Origin of the sequence: Streptomyces sp. Inha503 (assembly GCF_047215865.1) — a bacterium.
Taxonomy (GTDB): domain Bacteria; phylum Actinomycetota; class Actinomycetes; order Streptomycetales; family Streptomycetaceae; genus Streptomyces; species Streptomyces lycopersici.
On record NZ_CP178360.1, the window covers coordinates 3,810,687 to 3,832,064 of the forward strand.

At 72.3% G+C, this 21,378-nt stretch carries 19 protein-coding genes; 6 read left to right on the forward strand and 13 right to left on the reverse strand.

All coding sequences use genetic code 11. The annotated features are described in order from the left end of the window. Nucleotides 1–57: 57 nt before the first annotated feature. Nucleotides 58–1,488, reverse strand: a complete 1,431-nt coding sequence (gene pyk / locus ACJX2R_RS15675; protein ID WP_044577084.1) for a pyruvate kinase — start codon at nt 1,486–1,488, stop codon at nt 58–60. A gap of 157 nt (nt 1,489–1,645) precedes the next feature. Then, nucleotides 1,646–2,413 (reverse strand): SIMPL domain-containing protein, encoded by a 768-nt coding sequence (locus tag ACJX2R_RS15680; RefSeq protein WP_413100607.1) that lies wholly within the window; start codon nt 2,411–2,413, stop codon nt 1,646–1,648. 105 nt (nt 2,414–2,518) lie between these two features. On the opposite strand from ACJX2R_RS15680, the gene ACJX2R_RS15685 reads away from it, so the two are divergent. Next, nucleotides 2,519–4,315: a bifunctional metallophosphatase/5'-nucleotidase gene (locus tag ACJX2R_RS15685; RefSeq protein WP_413100608.1), complete on the forward strand. Its 1,797-nt coding sequence runs from the start codon at nt 2,519–2,521 to the stop codon at nt 4,313–4,315. A gap of 87 nt (nt 4,316–4,402) precedes the next feature. Here the strand turns inward: ACJX2R_RS15685 and ACJX2R_RS15690 are convergent, their stop codons facing one another. Next, complete coding sequence (locus ACJX2R_RS15690; protein ID WP_413100609.1) at nt 4,403–5,341, reverse strand: NADP-dependent oxidoreductase; 939 nt, start codon at nt 5,339–5,341, stop codon at nt 4,403–4,405. A gap of 117 nt (nt 5,342–5,458) precedes the next feature. Between ACJX2R_RS15690 and ACJX2R_RS15695 the strand changes: the two genes are divergently transcribed. Next, on the forward strand, nt 5,459–6,025 hold the full coding sequence (locus ACJX2R_RS15695) for a TetR family transcriptional regulator (RefSeq protein ID WP_413100610.1): 567 nt from the start codon (nt 5,459–5,461) through the stop codon (nt 6,023–6,025). Nucleotides 6,026–6,067: 42 nt separating this feature from the next. Here ACJX2R_RS15695 and ACJX2R_RS15700 read toward each other — a convergent pair whose 3' ends face one another. The 3 genes from ACJX2R_RS15700 to ACJX2R_RS15710 all read right to left on the reverse strand — a co-directional run bounded on the left by ACJX2R_RS15700 (nt 6,068) and on the right by ACJX2R_RS15710 (nt 9,317). Then, nucleotides 6,068–7,555 carry a lysine N(6)-hydroxylase/L-ornithine N(5)-oxygenase family protein gene (locus ACJX2R_RS15700; protein WP_413100611.1) on the reverse strand — a complete coding sequence of 496 codons (1,488 nt, stop codon included), beginning with the start codon at nt 7,553–7,555 and terminating at the stop codon, nt 6,068–6,070. After that, complete coding sequence (locus ACJX2R_RS15705; RefSeq protein ID WP_413100612.1) at nt 7,552–8,952, reverse strand: pyridoxal phosphate-dependent decarboxylase family protein; 1,401 nt, start codon at nt 8,950–8,952, stop codon at nt 7,552–7,554. The genes ACJX2R_RS15700 and ACJX2R_RS15705 overlap by 4 nt, the downstream gene beginning before the upstream one ends. A 131-nt stretch (nt 8,953–9,083) precedes the next feature. Continuing rightward, complete coding sequence (locus ACJX2R_RS15710) at nt 9,084–9,317, reverse strand: hypothetical protein (RefSeq protein WP_413100613.1); 234 nt, start codon at nt 9,315–9,317, stop codon at nt 9,084–9,086. A 137-nt stretch (nt 9,318–9,454) separates the two neighbouring features. On the opposite strand from ACJX2R_RS15710, the gene ACJX2R_RS15715 reads away from it, so the two are divergent. Then, on the forward strand, nt 9,455–10,033 hold the full coding sequence (locus ACJX2R_RS15715) for a TetR/AcrR family transcriptional regulator (RefSeq protein WP_413100614.1): 579 nt from the start codon (nt 9,455–9,457) through the stop codon (nt 10,031–10,033). Nucleotides 10,034–10,108: 75 nt separating this feature from the next. Here the strand turns inward: ACJX2R_RS15715 and pepN are convergent, their stop codons facing one another. Next, nucleotides 10,109–12,772 (reverse strand): aminopeptidase N, encoded by a 2,664-nt coding sequence (pepN, locus tag ACJX2R_RS15720; RefSeq protein WP_413100615.1) that lies wholly within the window; start codon nt 12,770–12,772, stop codon nt 10,109–10,111. A gap of 79 nt (nt 12,773–12,851) precedes the next feature. Beyond that, nucleotides 12,852–13,229, reverse strand: coding sequence for a chorismate mutase (locus tag ACJX2R_RS15725; protein WP_262704742.1), 378 nt, complete (start codon nt 13,227–13,229; stop codon nt 12,852–12,854). 947 nt (nt 13,230–14,176) lie between these two features. On the opposite strand from ACJX2R_RS15725, the gene ACJX2R_RS15730 reads away from it, so the two are divergent. Next, nucleotides 14,177–14,563 (forward strand): VOC family protein, encoded by a 387-nt coding sequence (locus tag ACJX2R_RS15730; protein WP_262704714.1) that lies wholly within the window; start codon nt 14,177–14,179, stop codon nt 14,561–14,563. Between the two features lie 62 nt (nt 14,564–14,625). Here ACJX2R_RS15730 and ACJX2R_RS15735 read toward each other — a convergent pair whose 3' ends face one another. Further along, nucleotides 14,626–15,423: a S1 family peptidase gene (locus ACJX2R_RS15735; protein WP_413100616.1), complete on the reverse strand. Its 798-nt coding sequence runs from the start codon at nt 15,421–15,423 to the stop codon at nt 14,626–14,628. A gap of 242 nt (nt 15,424–15,665) precedes the next feature. Between ACJX2R_RS15735 and ACJX2R_RS15740 the strand changes: the two genes are divergently transcribed. Continuing rightward, nucleotides 15,666–16,553: a hypothetical protein gene (locus ACJX2R_RS15740; RefSeq protein ID WP_413100617.1), complete on the forward strand. Its 888-nt coding sequence runs from the start codon at nt 15,666–15,668 to the stop codon at nt 16,551–16,553. A gap of 120 nt (nt 16,554–16,673) precedes the next feature. After that, complete coding sequence (locus tag ACJX2R_RS15745) at nt 16,674–17,147, forward strand: PPOX class F420-dependent oxidoreductase (protein WP_210947068.1); 474 nt, start codon at nt 16,674–16,676, stop codon at nt 17,145–17,147. A gap of 16 nt (nt 17,148–17,163) precedes the next feature. On the opposite strand, the gene ACJX2R_RS15750 is transcribed toward ACJX2R_RS15745, so the two are convergent. The 4 genes from ACJX2R_RS15750 to ACJX2R_RS15765 all read right to left on the reverse strand — a co-directional run bounded on the left by ACJX2R_RS15750 (nt 17,164) and on the right by ACJX2R_RS15765 (nt 21,217). Beyond that, complete coding sequence (locus tag ACJX2R_RS15750) at nt 17,164–18,738, reverse strand: glycosyltransferase family 39 protein (RefSeq protein ID WP_413100618.1); 1,575 nt, start codon at nt 18,736–18,738, stop codon at nt 17,164–17,166. 75 nt (nt 18,739–18,813) lie between these two features. After that, nucleotides 18,814–19,869: a translation initiation factor IF-2 gene (locus tag ACJX2R_RS15755; protein ID WP_413100619.1), complete on the reverse strand. Its 1,056-nt coding sequence runs from the start codon at nt 19,867–19,869 to the stop codon at nt 18,814–18,816. Continuing rightward, the gene (locus tag ACJX2R_RS15760) at nt 19,866–20,798 is read right to left on the reverse strand and encodes an ABC transporter ATP-binding protein (RefSeq protein ID WP_413100620.1); all 933 of its coding nucleotides are present in this window, start codon (nt 20,796–20,798) and stop codon (nt 19,866–19,868) included. Before ACJX2R_RS15760 ends, ACJX2R_RS15755 begins: the two co-directional genes overlap by 4 nt. Further along, the gene (locus ACJX2R_RS15765; RefSeq protein WP_413100621.1) at nt 20,795–21,217 is read right to left on the reverse strand and encodes a GntR family transcriptional regulator; all 423 of its coding nucleotides are present in this window, start codon (nt 21,215–21,217) and stop codon (nt 20,795–20,797) included. Before ACJX2R_RS15765 ends, ACJX2R_RS15760 begins: the two co-directional genes overlap by 4 nt. Between the last annotated feature and the right edge of the window lie 161 nt (nt 21,218–21,378).

Sequence of the window (21,378 nt, forward strand, 5' to 3'; positions counted from 1 at the left end):
ATGCCATGTCGGGCCGAAGTACTGAACCAGTACTTCGGCCCCAGGATCGAGGCTCGGCTACCTCAGGTCGTCCGCGCCGATGTGGTGGACGCGGACCAGGTTGGTGGAGCCGGAGACGCCGGGCGGGGAACCGGCGGTGATGATGACCAGGTCGCCCTTCTTGCAGCGGCCGAGGCGCAGCAGTTCCTCGTCCACCTGGGCCACCATCTCGTCCGTGGAATCGACCATCGGGCCGAGGAAGGTCTCCACGCCCCAGGTCAGATTGAGCTGGGAGCGGGTGCCCGGTTCCGGGGTGAAGGCCAGCAGCGGGATCGGGGAGCGGTAGCGGGAGAGGCGGCGCACGGTGTCGCCGGACTGGGTGAAGGCGACGAGGAACTTCGCGCCGAGGAAGTCGCCCATCTCGGCCGCCGCGCGGGCCACCGCGCCGCCCTGGGTGCGGGGCTTGCTGCGCTCGGTGAGCGGGGGCAGGCCCTTGGCGAGGATGTCCTCCTCGGCGGCGGCCACGATGCGGCCCATCGTCTTGACCGTGACGATCGGGTACTTGCCGACGCTGGTCTCGCCCGAGAGCATCACCGCGTCCGTGCCGTCGATCACCGCGTTGGCGACGTCGGACGCCTCGGCCCGGGTGGGGCGGGAGTTCTCGATCATCGAGTCGAGCATCTGGGTGGCGACGATCACCGGCTTGGCGTTCCGCCTGGCCAGCTTGATCGCGCGCTTCTGGACGATCGGCACCTGCTCCAGCGGCATCTCCACGCCGAGGTCGCCGCGGGCGACCATGATGCCGTCGAAGGCGTCGACGATCCCCTCGAGGTTCTCCACCGCCTGCGGCTTCTCGATCTTGGCGATGACCGGGAGCCGGCGGTCCTCCTCGTCCATCACCCGGTGGACGTCCACGACGTCGTTGCCGTTGCGGACGAAGGAGAGGGCGATGACATCGGCGCCGATGCGCAGGGCCCAGCGCAGGTCCTCGATGTCCTTCTTGGACAGCGCGGGGACGGAGACGGCCACGCCGGGGAGGTTGAGCCCCTTGTGGTCGGAGATCATGCCGCCCTCGATGGCGATGGTGTGCACCCGGGGGCCGTCGATGTCGACGACCTCGAGGGTGACCCGGCCGTCGTCGACGAGGATCCGCTCACCCTTGCTGACGTCGCCGGCCAGCCCCTCGTAGGTGGTGCCGCAGCGGAACCGGTCGCCCTCGATGGGTTCGACGGTGATGATGAACTCATCCCCGCGTTCAAGGAGTACCGGCCCTTCACGGAAACGGCCGAGCCGAATCTTCGGACCTTGAAGGTCGGCGAGGATGCCGACGCTGCGGCCGGTTTCCAGCGAGGCTTTGCGCACTCGCCGATAACGCTCCTCGTGCTCGGCATAGGTGCCGTGGCTGAGGTTGAAGCGGGCCACGTCCATTCCGGCCTCGATGAGTGCCTTGATCTGCTCGTACGAGTCGGTGGCGGGTCCCAAAGTACAGACGATTTTTGCTCGGCGCATGATGCCGAGCCTATGACTTACCCGCGAGTAAAGAACCGGGAACTTCATACTCCCCCATGGCCTTTGCATGGCAGGTTATTGACAACTAATGAAACGTGCAGTGGGCCGCTCCGATGAGCGTTTCGGAGGGTGGTTCCGGAGCTCCGGAGGAGGTGTTTCAGAGCTCGGGCGGGGTCATGGTGAAGCGCGCGTTGACGTGCGCGTAGACCGTCTGGCGCCGCGGTTCCAGGTCGAGCGCGGCCACGGCGTCCCGGTCGGCGGGGCCGCCGTAGCCGGACCGGGCGCGCGGGGCCGCGACGGCCACGGGCTGGAACGGGCCCTCCTCCGCCTCCAGGTCGGCGAGCTCGGTGAGCGCCACCAGCCGGGCGCCGAGCGCTCCGGCGTACTCGCGGGCCCGCTGCACCGCCTCGCGCACCGCCTGCTGCCGGGCCCGGCCATACGCGGGTGAGTCGGGGCGCAGCCCCCACCAAGGGCCGTCGACGCGGGTGAGCTCGAGGTCGGCGAGGCGGGTGGTGAGCTCGCCCAGGGCGGTGAAGTCGATGAGGGTCGCGGTGAGGTGCACCCGGCCGTGATAGGCCCGTACGCGCTCGTGGCGGCTCTTGGGGTTGATCTCGGGGGTGACCGAGAAGGCGCCGGTCTCCAGCTTCTCGACCGCCTCGCCGTAGGACTTCACCAGCTCCAGGACCTGGTTGTTGCGGCGGGTGAGGTCCTCCAGCGCGGCGCGCCGGTCGGCGCCGCGGGCGCTGACGGTGATGGTGAGCCGGGCGATCTCGGGGTCGACCTCCAGGGTCGCCTCGCCGCGGACGGCGACGCGCGGGATCTCGGGGGTGCCGTACGGCACGTGGGCGGTGGGCTGGGGCGGCGGGCCGGACTGGGCGGACTGCGACGGCGGGCCAGGCTGGGCGGGCTGGGGCGGCTGATTCATTACGGCTCCCGGTCAAGTGCGCGAGGGCTGGTGCGAAGCGGTGCGGCTGGGCCAGAATCTACGCGCGTTGTGCCCAATTCGCAGGTATCTCAGGGGAGATCAGCCATGCCGCTCAACCGTCGGAAGTTCCTCGGCCGCACCGCGGCGACCAGTGCGGGGGCCGCCCTCGCCTCCGCCGCGGCCGCCGTCCCGGCGGAGGCGCGAGGCCATGAGCGGCCCCGGCGGCGGTACGCCTTCACCGTGATGGGCACGACCGATCTGCACGGCAACGTCTTCAACTGGGACTACTTCACCGACGCCGAGTTCGACGACGCGGCGCACAACGATGTGGGCCTGGCGAAGATCTCCACGCTGGTCGACCAGGTCCGCGAGGAGAAGGGGCGCCGCAATACGCTGCTGATCGACGCGGGCGACACCATCCAGGGCACCCAGCTGTCGTACTACTACGCCCGGGTGGACCCGATCACCGGGGAAGGCGGCCCGGTGCATCCCATGGCGCAGGCGATGAACGCGATCGGCTATGACGCGGCGGCGCTGGGCAACCATGAGTTCAACTACGGCATCCCGGTGCTGCGGAAGTTCGAGGAGCAGTGCGACTTCCCGCTGCTGGGGGCGAACGCGCTGGACGCGAAGACGCTGCGGCCCGCCTTCCCGCCGTACTGGATGGCGCGGCTGCGCACCCCCTGCGGACGGGATGTGAAGGTGGCGGTGCTGGGGCTGACCAACCCGGGCATCGCGATCTGGGACAAGGTCAATGTGGGGGGCAAGATGACCTTCCCGGGCCTGGAGGAGCAGGCCGCGAAGTGGGTGCCGCGGCTGCGGTCGATGGGCGCGGACGTGGTGATCGTCTCGGCGCATTCGGGGACCAGCGGCACCTCCAGCTACGGCGACCAGGTGCCGTACGTGGAGAACGCGGCGGCGCTGGTGGCCGAGAAGGTGGCGGGGATCGACGCGATCCTGGTGGGCCATGCGCATGTGGAGATCCCCGAGTCACGGGTGGTCAACAAGGAGACCGGGCGCGAGGTCGTCCTGTCGGAACCGCTCAAGTGGGGTCAGCGGCTCACCCTCTTCGACTTCGAGCTGGCGTGGGAGCGGGGCCGCTGGCAGGTGGCGTCGGTGTCGGCGAAGGTGCTGAACTCCAACACGGCCGGGGAGGACCCGCGGATCGTGCGGCTGCTCGACGCCGAGCACAAGAAGGTCGTCGGCTATGTGAACCAGGTCATCGGCACCTGCTCGGCGGCGATGGCGGCCACCGAGGCGCCGTACAAGGACGCGCCGATCGTCGACTTCATCAACCATGTGCAGGCGGAGACGGTGAAGGCGGCGCTGGCGGGGACGGAGTACGCGGAGCTGCCGGTGCTCTCGCAGGCGTCCTGCTTCTCCCGTACGGCGGCGATCCCGGCCGGGGAGGTCACGATCCGGCAGGTGGCGGGGCTGTACCCGTTCGAGAACACCCTGGAGGCGCGGGTGGTGACGGGCGCCCAGCTCAAGGACTATCTGGAGTTCTCGGCGCGCTACTACGTCCAGACCCCGCCGGGCGGCGACGTGGACCCCGCGAAGCTGACGAACGCCTCGGACATCCCGGACTACAACTACGACGCGGTCGGCGGCCTCCGTTACGAGATCGACATCGCGAAGGCGCCGGGCTCGCGGATCGCGAAGCTCAGCTTCGACGGCGAGCCGGTCGACGAGAAGGCGCAGTTCGTACTGGCGGTCAACAACTACCGGGCGAGCGGGGGCGGCAACTTCCCGCATGTGGCCTCCGCGAAGCAGGTGTGGGCCAATTCGGAGGAGATCCGGAACACGATCATCGCCTGGGTGCAGGCGAAGGGGACGATCGATGTGTCGCTGTTCGGTTCGGTGGACTGGAAGCTGACCCGCGACGGCGTTCCGGTGTTCTAGGGCGTCCTCCGGGGGTGCCGCCGCGCTCACACCGTTCCGGCGGGCCGCCGCGCCGGAACGGCGTGAGCCGACAGCGGCACGGCACCCTCACCCGGTCGTGATGACGAGCTTGCCGCCCTTGGGTATGCCGCGATCGAACTCCGTGAGCGCCGGGATCGCTTGTGTGAGCGGCACCGTGCGAGCGATCGGCAGCCGCAGCGTTCCCTGCCCGGCGGCTCGCGCGACCTCCTCCAGGTCCTCTGTGACAGCTTGGGCGATCAACACCTTGAAGGGCCCCGGCAGGGCACTTCTCGCGAATTTCGCGGGGGTGGGGGTGATGTCGACGATGCGGCCGCCGGGCTTCAGCAACGTCTGCGCCGCCTTGACCGGGAGCGTGCCCGCCGTGTCGAGGACGATGTCGAACCGCCCTCTGAGCGCCGTCGGGTCGAAGTCGAACTCGACGATCGGGTCGATGCCGAGGTCGCGCGCGTCTCGTGTGGCGGTGGAGCGGCAGCTGCCTGCCACCGAGGCGCCCCGCGCCGAGGCCAGCTGGACGGCGGCCCGGCCCACTCCGCCAAGGCAGCCGTGGACGAAGACGGCCTGCCCGGGTCGCGGCTTCCCCAGGTTGGCCAGGGCCTGAAAGGCGGTGATCCCGACCGTCGGGATCGCGGCGGCATCCTCGAACGAGAGATCCGCCGGCTTCTCCACGACCCCCTTCGCTTCGACGACGACCAGCTCGGCGAAGGCTCCCGCCGTCTTGAGCGGCGCCCCGCCGAGCACTTCGTCGCCGACGCCGAGCCGGGTGACGCCGTCGCCGACCGCCTCGATGACGCCCGCGAAGTCGTGGCCCAGCCCGCGCGGGAAGCGCCGGCCGGTCAGCATCTTCATGGCGCCACTGCGGATCTTCCAGTCCATCGGGTTGGCCGCCGCCGCCCGCACACGGACCAGAACCTCGCCGGGGCCGGGCCGTGCCGGTTCGAAGTCCTCGAGCCGCAGGACCTCGGGCCCGCCGTACTGGTGGTACTGGATGCGCTTCGCCGTTGTCATTCGAGGCCTCCACCGGCCAGTGATGTCATCAGGTGACATCACTCTAGCACGGCGATGTCACCTGATGACATCACTGGCGGCACGGTTTCATCAGGTGACATCACATAAACTCGCCGCATGGGACGGTGGGAACCTGGAGCCAGTAGCCGGCTGCGCGAGGCCGCGCTGGCGCTGTATCTGGAACGTGGCTTCGAGCAGACCATGGTCGCCGATATAGCCGAACGGGCCGGTGTCACCGCCCGCACCTTCTTCCGGCACTTCGCCGACAAGCGCGAGGTTCTCTTCGACGGGGCGTCCGAACTGGAGGAACTGTCGGTTGCCGCCCTGGAGGCGGCGCCGGCCACGGCGTCGGCGCTGGATGCCGTCGCGGCCGCGCTCGACGCGGTGGCCGGGGTGGTCGGCGGCGACCGTGAGTTCGCGCGGACGCGGCAGACGGTGATCATGGCCAACGCCGATCTCCGCGAACGTGAGTTGATCAAGCTCGCGTCCATGTCGGCCGTCCTGGCCGACAGATTGCGACGGCGGGGTATCGACGACGCCGAGGCCAGTCTGGCCACCGAGACCGGCGTCGCCGTGTTCCGCGTCGCCTATGAACGATGGATCAACGCCACCGAGGACGGCGACCTGCGCGACGTCATCCGCGAGACGCTGGCCCGGCTGCGGGCGCTGACCGCCGCCGGCTGAGGTGCGATTCCCGTAGTCCGGGCACCCCTCGCCCCGGCGCGGTCAGGTCCGCGTCGGGGCGAGGGGGGTGCGCTGGTCGGGGAGGCGCGGGTCGCCGATGACGGTGCCGCACCGCCCCGACGGCTGGAGGCCGAAGGCGGTGAACGCGGTGCGGGACGGCAGCCGGTAGGCGGGGTCGGTGAGCAGCGAGTTGAGGATGACGGCGGAGCGCCAGGCGGCGAGGCCGAGGTCGGGGGTGCCGACGCCGTGGGTGTGGCGCTCGGCGTTCTGGACGTACACCGAGCCCTTGATCATGGGGTCGAGGACCAGCCGGTGGTCGGCGTCGACGCGGGGGCGCTCGGAGGCGTCCCGGCGGATGTAGGGGTCGAGGGCGGCGAGGAGGGTGTCGACGCGGCGCTCGCGGTAGCCGGTGGCGAGGACGACGGCCTCGGTGGTGTGGCGGGCCCGGGTGCCCTGCTCGGTGTGTTCCAGGTGGAGTTCGAGCTGGGCGGCGGCGATACGGCCGGCGGTGCGGACGGTGACCCCGGGCGTGAGGACGGCACCGGGCCAGCCGTCGGAGTGCAGGGCGCGGCGGTAGAGCTCGTGGTGGATGGCGTCGAGCGTCGCATGGGCGATGCCCTTGTAGAGCTGCCACTGGCGGGGCAGCAGCTGGTCGCGGACGGGCTCGGGCAGGGTGTGGAAGTAGCGGGTGTAGTCGGGGCTGAACTGCTCCAGGCCGAGCTTGCCGTACTCCATGGGCGCGAAGGCTGGGGTGCGGGCCATCCAGTGGAGCCCCTCGGCGCCGAGGGGGCGGTTGCGCAGCAGGTCGAGGAAGACCTCGGCGCCGGACTGGCCGGAGCCGATGACGGTGACGTGGCCGGTGGCCAGGAGCCGCTCGCGGTGTTCGAGGTAGTCGGAGGAGTGGAGGACGGGGACGTTGGGGGCGTCGGCGAGCGGGCGGAGGGGTTCGGGGACGTATGGCTCGGTGCCGACGCCGAGGACGAGGTCGCGGGCGTATGCGCGGCCGAGGGTCCTGCCCTCCTCGTCGGTTCCGGCCGCGTCGGAGGCGGGGGCGCCGGCGGCCGGGCCGAGCCGGGTGAAGTCGATTTCGAACAGCTCGTATTCGTGGTCCCAGCGGACGGCGTCGACGCGGTGGTCGAAGTGGAGTCCGGGGAGCCGTTCGCTGACCCAGCGGCAGTAGGCGTCGTACTCGGTGCGCTCGATGTGGAAGCGCTCGGCGACGTAGAAGGGGAACAGCCGCTCATGGGCCTTGAGGTACTGGAGGAAGGTCCAGGGGCTGCCGGGGTCGGCGAGGGTCACCAGGTCGGCGAGGAAGGGGACTTGGATGGTCGCGCCGTCGATGAGGAGGCCGGGGTGCCAGTGGAAGGCGGGCCGCTGCTCGTAGAAGGCGGTGCGCAGGGCGGGGACGCCGTGGGCGAGGGCGGCGAGGGAGAGGTTGAACGGGCCGATGCCGATACCGGCCAGGTCCACGGGCCGGTCGGCGGTGGAGGCGGGATCGGCGGCGGGGTTGGGGGGTTGTGCGGTGCTCATGGGGTGGTGTCGCCTTCCACGAGTTCGAGCAGCCCGCGCAGATCGTCGGGCTGGATGTGCGGGTTGAGAACGGTGGCCTTGAGCCACAGCCCCTCGGAGGTGGCGGCGCGGCCGAAGACGGCCGCCCCGTGGTGGAGCAGGCGGCGGCGCAGCGCGGCGACGGCGGCGGGCGGTGCCCCGGTGGGGCGGAAGAGGACGGTGCTGAGGGTGGGGCGGGCGTGGAGCTCGAGCCCGGGGCGGGCCTCGATGAGGTCGGCGAGGTGCTGGGCGGCCGCGCAGACGTGGTCCACGAGCTCGCCGAGACCGCGTCGGCCCAGCGCCCGCAGCGTGACGGCGATCTTGAAGATGTCGGGGCGGCGGGTGGTGCGGAGCGAGCGGCCGAGCAGATCGGGCAGGCCCGCCTCGGTGTCGTCGTCGGCGTTGAGGTAGTCGGCGTGGTGGGCAAGCGCGGTGAGCGCGGCGCCGTCGGGCACGGCGAGCAGGCCCGCGGCCACCGGCTGCCAGCCGAGTTTGTGCAGGTCGAGGGCGACGGTACGGGCGCGGTCGAGCCCGTGGAGCCGCTTGTGGAGGGTGTCGCTGAACAGGAGGGGCGCGCCGTAGGCGGCGTCGATGTGGAGGGTGGCGGCGTGGTGGTCGCAGACGTCGGCGATGTCGGGGAGCGGGTCGATGGCCCCGGTGTCGGTGGTGCCGGCGGTGGCGACGACGAGGACGGGGGCGTCGGACGGCCGGTCGAGGACGGTGTGGAGCGCGACCGGGTCGAGGACGCCGCCGGGGGTGGGGAGGGTGAGCGGCTCGGGCAGCCCGAGCAGCCAGGCGGCGCGCTGGACGCTGTGGTGGGCGTTGGCGCCGCGGACGATACGGAGCGGAGCGCCTTGGGCGGCCTCGCGGGCCAGGAGCAGGCCGAGCTGGTTGGATTCGGTGCCGCCGGTGGTGACGAGGGCGTCGGGGTCGGGGCCGTGGGGGTGGACGAGTTCGGCCAGGGCACGGCAGGTCAGCGCCTCCAGCGCACAGGCGGCCGGAGCCTGGTCCCAGGAGTCGAGGGAGGGGTTGAGCGCGGAGACCGCGAGGTCGGCGGCGGTGGCGACGGCGAGCGGCGGACAGTGCAGATGGGCGGTGCAGCGGGGGTCGGCGGGTTCGGCGGCGCCATGGGCGAGGGCGCGGACGAGGCTGCGCAGCGCGTGGTGGGGCCCCTCCCCCTCGTCGGGGATGAGCGGCCGGGCCGCACCGCGTATCCGCCGGGCCACCGCGGCCGGTCCCCCGGCCGGGAGGGGCCCACCGCGGTCGGCGGCGCCGTGGGCGAGGGCGTCGAGGACGGTGTCGACCATCGGGCGGAGCACGCCCGGTCCGCTCTGGCCCCCGGCGAGGAGGCGGGCGGTTCCGGATGCGGGCACGGGCATGGGTGTGCCCCTAGGGGGTGTCTGGGCGGCGGTCAGGGCTGCCTAAATTACTTCGCCCGCCGACGGTCCGATCCGGGGTCGGGTCCAAGTGCACCCGTACGTGGTACGGCGCGGCCCCGCGGATTGATCGGTTACTCGATGTGCCCCGTCTCGGGGTCCACCTGGCCGAGGAAGTCCCGTGCGGACTCCTCCAGTTCCCGCTCGCTCAAGGAGTCGGCTCCGTGCACATGCGTGGTGAAGCCGTATCCCGGGTTCGGCCCGGTCAGCCAGGTGAAGTCGTACGTCCCGGGCTCGTCGGGACGCTCGGCGACGTCGAACCCCTCCCCGCCGACCGTCAGTGTCCACCGGCGCGTTCCTCGATCCATGACCGCCAGTCTGCCCCGTGCCCGGACCGGGCTGAGATCGGCATCGGCGGCGCCCACTGTCGGCTAGCGGCGCTAGTAGTTGTGCCGACGACAGTCATTACCCTCGGCAGGATGTCTAGCGGCGCTAGGATGTCGATATGTCCGCCATCAAAGAGCGCCGTGAACGTGAACGCGCCCAACGCCATCAGCTGATCATCACAGCAGCCCGCGAACTCGCCGAGGCCGAAGGCTGGGAGGCGGTGACGACGCGAAGGCTCGCTGAGCGCGTCGAGTACAGCCAGCCCGTGCTCTACAGCCACTTCAGCGGCAAGGACGCCATCGTGCGCGCCGTCTCGATCGACGGCTTCGGCGAACTCGCCGCCCAGCTGCGCCGTGCCCGGCTGGCCGCCCCCGAGCCAGGGCAGGCCCTGCACGCCGTCTGCCGCGCCTATCTGGCGTTCGCCACCGAGCGGCCCGCCCTCTACCAGGCCATGTTCGTCATGCCGACCGACGTGAAGTTCGCGCACGCCGAGACACCGCCCCAACTACGCGCCGGCTTCGACGAATTCGTCAGCTGCTTCCGCCCGGACAACGCACGGCGCGAACTGTTCGCCGAGGTCATCTGGAGCGCGCTGCACGGCATCGCCGTGCTGTCGGACAGCGGCCGTATCCCCGCGGACACTCAGGATGAGCGTCTCGACCTCCTCGTCACCCGGCTCGCCGACACCCCGAGCTGATCGGCCCCATGCCATGACCGCGCGGCAGGGGCGGCGGGGCGACCGGGTGCCCACGCCGTCCCCGTCGGCGCGGGGTCACTCGCCCTGCTTCTCCCGTACCCGCAGGGCGCGCCGCAGGTCGTCGATCTGGTCGGCGAGGCGGCGGCGGAGGGCGGGTACGGCCTCGGGGGAGGCGAGGCACTCCTCGCCCAGGCGCAGGGTCTCGGCGTCCACGGTGCTCGGGAAGCCGAAGCGGGCGACGGTGTCGGCGATGGCGGGGCCACGGCGGGCGCCGAGCGCGACGGCGGCCGGGAAGTAGCGCGGCACGTAGTCGGCGAGGACGTCGTGGTGCTCGGGCTGCCAGAAGCCCGCGACGGTCGCGGTGACCAGGTAGTTGGAGAGCTCGGCCCGCTGAGCGCCGGTCCCCCGGCCGTCGGCCCCCTGACCGCCGGTCACCTGGCCGCCGGTCACCTGGCCGCCGGTGTTCTGGTCATCGGTGTTCTGGTCGTCCTCGCCGCCGAAGAGGGTCTGCCACGCGGCCTCCTTCGCGGCGGGGTCCGGCAGGGCGGCCCGGCAGCGGGCGGCGCCCTCCTGGCCGGTGGCGCTGGAGTCGCGGGCGAGCTCGGCGTCGATGTCGGCGGGGCCGACGGCGCCGAGGACGGCGAGGCGGCCGAGGATCTGCCAGCGCAGCTCGGGGTCGAGGGCGGGGCCGCCGGGGACGGTGTCGCCGTCGAGCCAGTCGCTGAGCTCGGCGGGCGCGGTGGCGCTGCCGATGAACGTACGGACGGCGGCGAGCCGCAGCCCGTCCCCGGAGCCGTCCTCGGTGCGGCGCAGCAGATCGCGGCAGGTGGCGCTGATGGTGGCCAGGGCGGCGGGGCGCTGCTCCGCGGGGAGGTAGCGGTCGGCGATCTGGGTGCGGGCGAAGGCGAGGACGCCCTGGACGATCGCTATGTCGGTCTCGTGCGGCAGATGGGCGCGGGCGGCCTCGAGGTAGTCGGTGGCCGGGAGGTCGCCGTCGCGCACCATGTCGCGGGCGGCGTTCCAGACCACGGCGCGGCTTACGGCGTCGGGGAGGCCGGACAGCGAGCGGTGGACGGCCTTCCAGGAGGCGGGGTCGAGCCGGATCTTGGTGTAGGTGAGGTCGCCGTCGTTCAGCAGCAGCAGATCGGGGCGGGGCCCGGTGAAGGAGAGGCTGAGGCCGGGCTCGGCGCCGTCGAGCTCGGCCTCGACGCGTTCGCGCAGGACCAGCTGGTGCGGGGCGGCGGGCGCGTGGTCGTACAGGCCGATGGCGATGCGGTGCGGGCGCCTGGCGGGGGCGTCCCCGTCGGGGCCGCCGCCCTGGTGGCGGATGTCGGCGCTCCAGCGGTCGCCGTTCGCGGTGACGACGGGGGCGAGGGTGTCGACGCCGGTGGTGCGCAGCCAGCGGTCGGCCCAGGCGTGGACGTCACGGCCGGAGGAGCGGGCGAGGGAGTCGATGAAGTCGGCGAGGGTGGCGTTGCCGAAGCGGTGCCGGGTGAAGTGGTCGTTGATGCCGTCGAGGAAGGTCTTCTCGCCCAGCCAGGTGACGAGCTGGCGCAGCGCCGAGGCGCCCTTGGCGTAGGAGATGCCGTCGAAGTTGAGGCGGGCGGCGGCGGTGTCGGGGACCAGCTCGGGCGCGGGGGCGACCGGGTGGGTGGAGGGGCGCTGGTCGGCGTCGTAGCCCCAGTTCTTGCGGCGGACGCCGAAGTCGGCCCAGGTGTCGGTGTAGCGGGTGGTCTCGGTGAGGATCTGGTAGCCCATGTACTCGGCGAAGGACTCGTTCAGCCAGATGTCGTCCCACCACTTCATGGTGACGAGGTCGCCGAACCACATATGGGCCATCTCATGGGCGATGACCATGGCGCGGGTCTGGCGCTCGGCGTCGGTGACGGCGGAGCGGAAGACGTATTCGTCGCGGAAGGTGACCAGGCCCGGGTTCTCCATGGCGCCGGAGTTGAACTCGGGGACGAACGCCTGGTCGTAGGAGTCGAAGGGGTACGGCTCCTCGAAGATCTCGTGGTAGCGGTCGAAGCAGCGCCGGGTGATGTCGAAGAGCTCGTCGGCGTCGGCCTCGAGGTAGGGCGCGAGGGAGCGGCGGACATGCAGCCCGAAGGGGAGTCCGGCGTGCTCGGTGCGCACCGAGTGGTACGGGCCGGCGGCCAGGGCCATCAGATACGTGCTGATGGGCGGGGTGGGCGCGAGCTGCCAGCGGCCCTCCTCGGGGGCGCCGACGCGGGTGGCGATGCCGTTGCCGAGGACGGTCCACTCGGGCGGGGCGGTGACGCGGACGTCGAAGACGGCCTTGAGGTCGGGCTGGTCGAACGCGGCGAAGACGTCGTTCGCGTCCGACATGCAGCACATGGTGTAGAGGTACGTCTCACCGTCGGCGGGGTCGGTGAAGCGGTGCATGCCCTCGCCGGTGTGGGAGTAGCGCATGTCGGTCTCGACGCGCAGCTCGTGCTCGCCCTCGCCGAGCCCGGTGAGCGGGAGCCGGCCGCCCGCGAGCGCCTCGGCGGTCTCACCGGTGAGGTCGAGCTCCCGGCCGTCGAGCACGGCGCGGTGCAGGGCGGCCGGCTGGAGTTCGGCGAAGGTGTCCGCGCCCGCCTGGCGCGCGCTGAAGCGGATGGTCGTGGTGGAGCCGAAGAGCTCCTCCCCGCGGGTGAGGTCGAGGTCGATGGTGTAGCGGTGGACCTCGATGAGGCGGGCTCGGTTCTGCGCTTCCTCGCGCGTCAGTACGGACATGGGGACATGCTGCCCTACGTGCGGCGGGCCGCACACGGGTGGGAAGTGGTTGCCCGGCGCGTACGACCGCCCGGGCGCACTACCGGAGTGCGCCCTCGGGGCCCTCGGGGCCGTTGTCGGAGCGCGCGATGGTCTCGTGGTGCCGGATGACCTCGGCGATGATGAAGTTGAGTAGCTTCTCGGCGAAGCCGGGGTCGAGCTTGGCGCTCTCGGCGAGCTGCCGCAGCCGGGTGATCTGGCGCGCCTCGCGGGCCGGGTCGGCCGGGGGGAGCCGGTGGGCGGCCTTGAGGTGGCCGACCTGCTGGGTGCACTTGAATCGCTCGGCGAGCATATGGACCACGGCCGCGTCGATGTTGTCGATGCTGTCGCGCAACCGGGTCAGCTCGTCGAGGACGGACGGGTCGATCCCCTCGGGGTTCCCCGGCGTCGCCGGCTGTCCGGCGGTGTGGTCGCTCATGCTGTGCGTCATGCCTCCCGAGAGTACTTTTCCCCGGAGCCCGGTTCCGCTCGGGGGCGCTTCGGCCTGGGTCGGCCCGCGTCGGCCCGGTCCGGGGTCTGCCCTCGGTCGGCCCCGGGCCTCCGGACCGCCCCGACCCCTGTGGGGGGTTCGGGGTCCGGCCCGCGGGGGCGCGGAAGGGGGCGGGGCGGTCGTGGTGGAGGACCGCTCCCGGTACGGCGCCTCCACCGTGGAGGAGTCGCCCGGGCGGGGAGAGGTTCCACTTCCGGCCGACTTTCCGGAGACCTCCGGCCCGGCTTTCCCGGTGACCTCCGGCCCGGCTTTCCCGGTGACCTCCGGCCCGGCTTTCCCCGTGGCCGCTCCGGGCGGAGCCGTTTCCGGGCCAGGGGCGGGCGTCCGACGGGTCTTGACGCCTGCGGCGGGCTGCTCCCCTCCCCGCCCCTTCCCGAAACTGGGGCTCCGCCCCAGACCCCGGAGGCGAAGCCGCTGCCGCGCGACGCAGACGCATATCGGCCCCTACGGAAGCGGACGGGGACGGGGACCAGGCCCCGGGGGCAGGACCCTCGCCAGGCGGCGCCAACCGCATACCGGGGTGCAGGGTCCAGCTCCGCCCCGGGCCCCAGGGGCGAAGCCCCTGCGCGCGGCGCAGACGCATATCAACCCCTGCGGAAACGGGCGAGGAGAGGAAAACGGGGATCCGCCCCGGACGCCGGGAGGCGGGGCCCCTGCCAGACGGCGCCAACCGCATACCGGCGTGCGGGGTCCAGCTCCGTCGCGTGGGGGCTCCGCCCCGGGCCCCAGATCCCAACGGCGAAGCCCCGCCGCGCGGCGCAGCCGCATATCGGCCCCTGCGGGAAGGGGCGGGGTCCAGGGGTGGAGCCCCTGGTAACGGGAAGGGGCGGGGAGGGGAAAGCCACCGGATACCCCATACCCCGTAGGGTCCCCACATGATCGCGACACTTCAGTGCACCGTCATCGACTGCCCCGACCCCGCCGCGCTGGCCGCCTTCTACGGCAGGATCCTGGGCTGGCGGTTGGACGACAGCGATCCCGAGTGGGCGACCCTGACGGCCGAGGACGGCCGTAAGCTGGCCTTCCAGCTGGCGCCTGATCACCAGCCGCCGCGCTGGCCGGATCCGGCCCACCCGCAGCAGATCCATCTGGACTTCGACGTGGAGACGCGCGCGGACGCGGAGCGGGCGCAGCGGGAGCTGATCGAGCTCGGGGCGACGTTCCTGCGGGACAGCGGCGGGGAGCGCTCGGGGTTCCGGGTCTTCAACGATCCGGCCGGGCACCCGTTCTGCATCTGCTACGGACAGATGGAACCGAGCTGACCGGGGCCGGCACGGTGGCCGGGCCCCGGTCAGTGCCCGTCGAAGGCGATGCTGAGGAGAGGTCAGCCGCCGAGCTGGGTCGCGCCCGCCTTGATGTCCTTGGCGAAGGTGCTCACCTCGGTGTAGACGCCGGGCTTACCGGGCCGTGCGCAGCCCTCGCCCCAGCTGACGATGCCGACCTGGATCCACTGGCCGCTGTCGTCCTTGCGGAACATCGGGCCGCCGGAGTCGCCCTGGCAGGTGTCCACGCCGCCCTCGGCCATCTTCCCGGCGCAGATCTCCTCGCCGGTGACGAGCTCGTCGTAGGCGGACTTGCAGGTGGCGTCGTCGACGAACGGCACGGTGGCCTTCAGCAGATAGCGCTGCTGGCCGCCGCCCTCGACCGCGGCGCCCCAGCCGGCCACGGTGAAGTCGCCCTTGTTGTACGCCGTGGTCTCGGCGATCTTCAGGGTGGGCTGGTTGATCGGCTTGGCGAGCTTGATGAGCGCCCAGTCCTTGCCGGTGCCGTCGTAGCCGGGGGCCTGGAGCACCCGGGTGGACTTGACCTTGATGGCGCTGGAGCTCTGGAGGTCCACGACGCCCGCGGTGGCCGTGATGGAGGTGTTGGCGCCACTGCCGTCCACACAGTGGGCGGCGGTGAGGACGATGTCCTGGGTGTAGAGGGCGCCACCACAGCCCATGGAGAGCCGGACCATGAAGGGGAATTCGCCCTGCGCGGCGCGGGTGCCGCCGACCACGGAGGGGCTCGGCTCGGGGCCGGTGGGCTGGGCGTTGGCGCTGCCGGGGGTGAGGCTGAAGGCGGCGAGGGCGACCGCGCCGAGGGCCGAGGCTCTCTTGATGTGCTTCAGCGTGTTCCGCAACGGACTGTCCTTTCGTGGGGGGTTCGAGGCGCATGTCAGGCTCATGCCAACCACAGAAATCCGGAAACCTCTCTGAAATCCCGTGGATGAGCCGGTAAAACGCCCTGTGATTATGTGGACCGGGTCAACGGAGTGACAAGGGTCGGTTTCCAGCCAGCGCGGCCTACCCACTGCCCCACCGAACGACCGTAAGGTTGAGGCGAGACAGGGCGCACGGCTGGCGACGGGCACGGGGTGACGGCGTGGCGGCACCGGGCAGCGACATCGAGCACGGCTATCCCCACCTGGACACCGTCCGGGCCGCGATCACCGCGCTCTACCACCGGCTGTCCCGCGACACGGTGGACACCTTCGGGCTCAGCGTGGTCCCCGGCGATGTGGCCTTCTCCGACCAGGACGACCTCTACCTGGGCGTACAGCGGGTGGCCCGGGTCATGGTGCAGCATCTGCGGCTGCCCGACGCCCGGATGATCGTGAGCTTCCGGGAGATGCGGCACGCGGGGAACGTGGAGCTGGCCGCGGGCCCGGAGTACTTCATCGAGCTCAACTCCCGCTTCAAGACCCACCGCCGGGACATCGGCGCGGCCCTGGCCCACGAGGTCACACATGTGTATCTGCACCGCCTGGACCTGTCGTTCCCCGGCACACGCGACAACGAAATCCTCACCGACACCACCGCCGCCTATCTCGGCACGGGCTGGTTGCTGCTCGACGCCTATCGCCAGGACTCGGTTTCCAGCCAGAAACTGGGCTATCTGACACCGGAGGAGTTCGGCTACGTCCTGGCCATGCGGGCGCTGCTCTTCGACGAGGACCCCTCCCCCTGGTTCACCTCTCCGCAGGCGTACGACGCGTACACCAAGGGGCTGGAGCTGGCCCGCCGGGAGCGGGCCCGGCCGCCGCTCACCGCCGCCGGCTGGACCGGCCGCCGCCGCTACGCCAAGGACCGCCGGTCGGCCCAGTCCGGCCGACCCTCGCCCACCGGAGGGGAGTACGCCTTCGACACCGGCCCCCCGCTGAGCGTCTCCTTCCCCTGCCCGACCTGCCGTCAGCGCATCCGGGTCCCGGTGCGCGGGCGGCTGCGGGCCCGCTGCGGGCTGTGCCGCACGGTGCTGGAGTGCGACACGTGACGCGGCACATGAGGCGACACGTGACGCGGCAGCCGACCACGTGACCGCGGCTTCTGACGCGCCTCCGGTCCGCGGCGCCGTACGGCCTTGGAGTGCGCTCGACGTCGTACGCTCGCCTGCATGAGCCCCTCCATCGCCACCAACACCCAAGTCGGCCTCGACGAACTGCTGGAGTTCGTACGCCCGCGCCACCGTGCGCTGCTGATGACCCGCCGGACGGATGGCTCGCCCCAGGCGTCCCCGCTGACCTGCGGAGTCGACGACTCCGGCCGGATCGTGATGTCCACCTACCCCGAGCGCGCCAAGGTGCGCAACGCCAAGCGGGACCCCGCCGTGAGCCTCGTCGTGCTGTCCGACGAATGGAACGGCCCGTGGGTGCAGATCGACGGTACCGCCGAGGTGATCGACACCCCGGAGTCCGTCGAGCCGCTGGTCGAGTACTACCGCAATATCGCGGGCGAGCACCCGGACTGGGACGAGTACCGCGAGGCCATGCGCAAGCAGGGCAAGTCGCTGATCCGGGTCACCCCCGAGCGCTGGGGCCCGGTGGCCACGGGCGGTTTCCCGGCCCGGCTGGTGGAGGACGAGGGCTGACGGCGCCCGGCGGCGTTCAGCACGTCCCCGCGCGCCACTTCCCCTCGCGCCGCTCCCCCGCGCGCCGGGTCCCCTCACGCCACTTCCCCTCGCGCCCGTAGAGCACGATCCGCATCCCGGTGACGTCCCTGACGGCGCATCGGTGGAAGTGCTCCGCGAGCACCTCCCGTTTCACCCGCTCCTGGGAGGTGTCGTCCAGCGGCTGGCCGGGCGGGTCGTTCACCGTGACGATCCGCCCGGCCGTCAGCATCCGGGCCCGGATCAGCGGTGCGGGCAGCTCGATGCCGTGCAGCGTGCCCGAGGGGATCGCGTGCCGGGCCAGCGCCAGCTCCCGCAGGCCCCGGAAGTCCCCCGGTCTTGACATGACCGGCTCCCGGCGCCGCGCGGGCAGGAAGAGCACCCCGTCGCCAGGGCGGCTCAGCTCCCGTACGGCGCGCGCGGCCGCGAGGGGATCGTCGAGCCGGCTCTGCGGGGTCCGCAGCTGGAGCGAGTACGGCAGCAGGGCCGCCACGGCGGCCACCGCCAGCCCCCCGGCCAGCGCACCCGGGACCACGGCGGTCCGCGACAGCGCGTCCAGCCGGGCCCCGATCAGCAGCGCGAGACCGACGTAGGCGTAGAGCACATACCGGTCGACGTAGAGCGGATGGAGATACGACACCGCCAGCAGCGCGGCCGGGGGCAGGATCAGCAGTCCGAGCGCGAGGTCGCGCAGCGGGACGGGCCCGCGCGCGGGCAGCGGTCCCCGGGCGCAGCCGAGGCCCACCAGGGCGAGCGCGCCGAAGCCGAGCAGTTCGGGCGGGCCCGGCGGGGAGATCCAGCCGACCAGCGCCGCCTGCTGCTGACTGACGATCACCAGCGGTGCCAGCACCACCGCCACCACGGAGGCCGCCTGCCCCCACGCCCAGCCGAAGCGCGCGCCCACCCGCGCCCGGTACAGCGCGACACCGTGCGCGACGACGGCCAGGATCGCGAACTCGTGCAGCAGACAGGCCAGCGAGGCGACGGCGGCGTATCCGGCCCAGGTGCGCTTGCGGGGCCGGGCCACGGCGCTCAGCAGCAGATGGGTGGCCGCGACGACGGCGGCGCAGACCAGGGCGTACGACCGCCCCTCCTGTGCGTACCGCTGCACCGCCGGGGCCAGCGGGAAGACCAGCCCGGCGGCGAGTCCGGCGCGGGGCCCCGCGAGCCGCCGCCCGAGCAGTCCGACCCCGGCGGCCGCGGCGGCCATGGCCAGCACCGAGGGGAGCCGGAGGGCGACGAGCCCGCCGTCCCAGAGGGCGAAGACGCCATGCATGAGCAGGTAGTACAGACCGTGGGCGACATCGGCCTGGCCGAGCAGCTGCCAGATGTCGGCGACGCTCCGGTGGGCGACTTGATACGTCGTCGACTCGTCCCGCCACATGCTGTTCTCGCGGCGGATCCCCCACAGCCCGAGCGCCAGCGTCAGCCCGGCCGGAACGAGCCCGACGACGGCGCGCCCGGTAAGCCCGGTGCGCCCGGTAAGCCCGGTGCGGCGGGGCGCCGGGGCCGGGGGCGCCGGGCGGGCGCGCGGGGTGGCCCCGGCGGTGTCGAGGGCAGGCGAGACGGCCATGGGAAGGGGAACTCCGATCGGAGCGGAAGGTGATGCCGTGGATGCCGTGAATACCGTGGCGGGGAGGGGCCCGGGTCAGGCCCTTCTGCGGCCGATCCACCACACGCAGAGGGCGGCGAGCGCGGCGGCCGCGGCCAGGCAGATTCCGGCCTGCATCCACTGCATGGGCCAGTAGTGGCTCGCCGGGTGCAGCTCCTCGTACCACCTCCCGGTGGCGCCGAGCCGGGCGAAGCAGCGTTCCCAGCCGGCACCGACGGCGGACGAGCAGCTCTCCAGGGGGATCTTCTCCCCGGACCGGGTCAGATAGCCGTTGCCCATGCCACGCCACGCGTTGAAATAGATCTGCGGAGGGGTGTCCGCGGAGAGGGCGGAGCCGACCGTCCGCGGCGTCATCAGATGGGGGCGCAGGGCGTCCAGCCCGTACTGGGCACCGGCGGTGGCCCCCAGCGTGACCACCATGGCGGCCACGGTGCGCCGCAGCAGCAGCCCGGCCGCCGCGCCGAGGAGGAAGGCCAGCGGGGTGAGGGCGACCGCCGCCGGGCCGGTCGCGTCGAACGGTGCGGCGGTGCCCCAGGCGATGTCCTGGAACTGCGCCCGGGCCGCCCGCCACCACCAGGTGTAGAGGGCCGCGAGAACCGCGGTGCCGGCCGTGACGGCGGCGAGCGGGAGCGCGAGTTTGGCGATGAGCCAGCGGGTCCTGCCGACGGACTGGGTCCACACCACCTGGTGGGTGCCCGTCTCCAGCTCCCGGGCGAACAGCGGCGCGCCGATGAAGACGCCGATCAGCGCGGGCAGCGCGATGAGCAGCCGTCCGGTGTTGAGCAGCGGTGTGCGGTAGGTGTCGAGGAGGTGGCGGAACGCTTCGGCCGTCGGGTTGGTCCCCTCCTGGGGGCTGATCTCCCTGCCGCGGCAGAGCGCCCCCGCGTTCAGGTCCGCGCAGCCCTGGATGTCGTGCGCCCGTATATAGCCGACCATCTCGGCGCGCTGCCAGACGATGTACGCGGCGATCGCCACGACCACGGCCAGGCCCGCCCACAGGGCGGCCCGGTGCTGGCGCGCCACCAGCCACACCAGCCCTCGGGCGCGGAGCCGTGCGCCGGGTGTCCGGAGCCGTATGCCGATCGTGCTCATGCCCCCACCTCCGTAACGGTCGCGCGCGCCTCGGCCGTGAACATCGGCGGGGCGTCGGGGGCGCGCAGATAGCCGAGCAGTACGTCCTCGAGGGAGGGTTCGGTGACGATCCAGCCGTCCCCGGCCGGGGTGCCCTCCGGGCGTATCAGCGCGGTGAGCTGACGGCCCGTCGTACGGGTCTCGACCACGGTGTGGCGGGCGAGCGCGTCCGGTGTTCCGCCCCCGGCCACGCGGGGTCCGGTGACGAGACTGTGCGCGGCTTGGATGTCGTCCGTCCCGCCCGCCAGGCGGATCCGGCCGCCGCCCATCAGCAGCAGGTAGTCGCAGACGCCGTCGAGTTCGGCGAGCACATGGGTGGAGATGACCACGCCGGTGCCGCGCTCGGCGGCCTCGGCCATCAGGGCGCCCATCATCCGGCGGCGGCGCAGTGGGTCCTGATCGGCCATCGGCTCGTCCAGGAGCAGCAGATCGGCGCGTTTGCCGAGGGCGAGGGCGAGGGCCACACAGGTGCGCTGGCCGCCGGAGAGCGAGCCGACACGGGCGGACAGCGGCACATCGGCCTCCGCCACCACCCGTTCGGCGGCCCCCTGGTCCCAGCGGGGGTTGAGCTCCCGGCCCAGGCGCAGGGTGTCGGCCACGGAGAAGCGGGGGTAGAGCGGCTTGTCCTGGGCGACGAAGGCGATGCGCTCGCGGGTGCCGGGGTCGGAGGCGGGCCGGCCGAAGACCCGCAGGGTCCCGGTGTCCGGGGTCAGCAGCCCGGCGGCGAGGGACAGCAGGGTGCTCTTGCCGGAGCCGTTGGGGCCCACCAGGGCGCAGATCCGCCCGGCGGGCAGCCGGAAGGCGACGTCTCTGAGGGCCCAGCCGCGTCGGTACTTCTTGCCCAGCCCGGACGCCTCCAGCGCGCCGGCCGCGTCGATCTCGTCGGTCACCCGTTCTCCTCGTGTCCACGCTCGCCGGGGGCGGCGGTCTCGCCGAAGCGCTCTTCGAGGACCGAGGCCACCAGCGCCGTCACGTCCTCGCGGCCGAGCCCGGCGGCGCGGGCCCGGTCGGTCCAGTCGGCGAGCTCCGCGCGCAGCGGTGAGTCCGCGGCGGCGCCGGGCCGGGCCAGCGACCGGCGGACGAAGGTGCCAAGACCCGGCCGGGGCTCGACCAGCCCTTCGCGCTCCAGCTCGCGGTACGCCTTCAGGACGGTGTTGGGGTTGATGGCGGTGGCCGCGACGACCTCCCTGGCCGTGGGCAGCCGGTCCCCGGGCTCCAGCAGTCCGAGGCGGAGTGCCTGCTTGGTCTGCTGGACGATCTGCATATAGGTGGCGATGCCGCTGCGCCGGTCGATGCGGTATTCGACCATCCGCCCTCCACCACCCTTTCACTAATCAGTTAGTGGAATGATGGTGGAGTGCGCCCGGGGGAATGTCAACCGACCTGTTCAGCCGGTCCGAGAGAACGTCAACCGAAACGCCACGCGGCGCCTTCCCCCGGTCGGGAGGGGGGAAGGCGCCGCGCGGCCGG

Excerpts from the sequence above, each read along its gene's own strand:
- pyk (WP_044577084.1), bottom strand. The coding sequence starts at position 1,488 with ATGCGCCGAGCAAAAATCGTCTGTACTTTGGGACCCGCCACCGACTCG.
- ACJX2R_RS15680 (WP_413100607.1), bottom strand. The coding sequence starts at position 2,413 with ATGAATCAGCCGCCCCAGCCCGCCCAGCCTGGCCCGCCGTCGCAGTCC.
- ACJX2R_RS15685 (WP_413100608.1), top strand. The coding sequence starts at position 2,519 with ATGCCGCTCAACCGTCGGAAGTTCCTCGGCCGCACCGCGGCGACCAGT.
- ACJX2R_RS15690 (WP_413100609.1), bottom strand. The coding sequence starts at position 5,341 with ATGACAACGGCGAAGCGCATCCAGTACCACCAGTACGGCGGGCCCGAG.
- ACJX2R_RS15695 (WP_413100610.1), top strand. The coding sequence starts at position 5,459 with ATGGGACGGTGGGAACCTGGAGCCAGTAGCCGGCTGCGCGAGGCCGCG.
- ACJX2R_RS15700 (WP_413100611.1), bottom strand. The coding sequence starts at position 7,555 with ATGAGCACCGCACAACCCCCCAACCCCGCCGCCGATCCCGCCTCCACC.
- ACJX2R_RS15705 (WP_413100612.1), bottom strand. The coding sequence starts at position 8,952 with ATGCCCGTGCCCGCATCCGGAACCGCCCGCCTCCTCGCCGGGGGCCAG.
- ACJX2R_RS15710 (WP_413100613.1), bottom strand. The coding sequence starts at position 9,317 with ATGGATCGAGGAACGCGCCGGTGGACACTGACGGTCGGCGGGGAGGGG.
- ACJX2R_RS15715 (WP_413100614.1), top strand. The coding sequence starts at position 9,455 with ATGTCCGCCATCAAAGAGCGCCGTGAACGTGAACGCGCCCAACGCCAT.
- pepN (WP_413100615.1), bottom strand. The coding sequence starts at position 12,772 with ATGTCCGTACTGACGCGCGAGGAAGCGCAGAACCGAGCCCGCCTCATC.
- ACJX2R_RS15725 (WP_262704742.1), bottom strand. The coding sequence starts at position 13,229 with ATGAGCGACCACACCGCCGGACAGCCGGCGACGCCGGGGAACCCCGAG.
- ACJX2R_RS15730 (WP_262704714.1), top strand. The coding sequence starts at position 14,177 with ATGATCGCGACACTTCAGTGCACCGTCATCGACTGCCCCGACCCCGCC.
- ACJX2R_RS15745 (WP_210947068.1), top strand. The coding sequence starts at position 16,674 with ATGAGCCCCTCCATCGCCACCAACACCCAAGTCGGCCTCGACGAACTG.
- ACJX2R_RS15750 (WP_413100618.1), bottom strand. The coding sequence starts at position 18,738 with ATGGCCGTCTCGCCTGCCCTCGACACCGCCGGGGCCACCCCGCGCGCC.
- ACJX2R_RS15755 (WP_413100619.1), bottom strand. The coding sequence starts at position 19,869 with ATGAGCACGATCGGCATACGGCTCCGGACACCCGGCGCACGGCTCCGC.
- ACJX2R_RS15765 (WP_413100621.1), bottom strand. The coding sequence starts at position 21,217 with ATGGTCGAATACCGCATCGACCGGCGCAGCGGCATCGCCACCTATATG.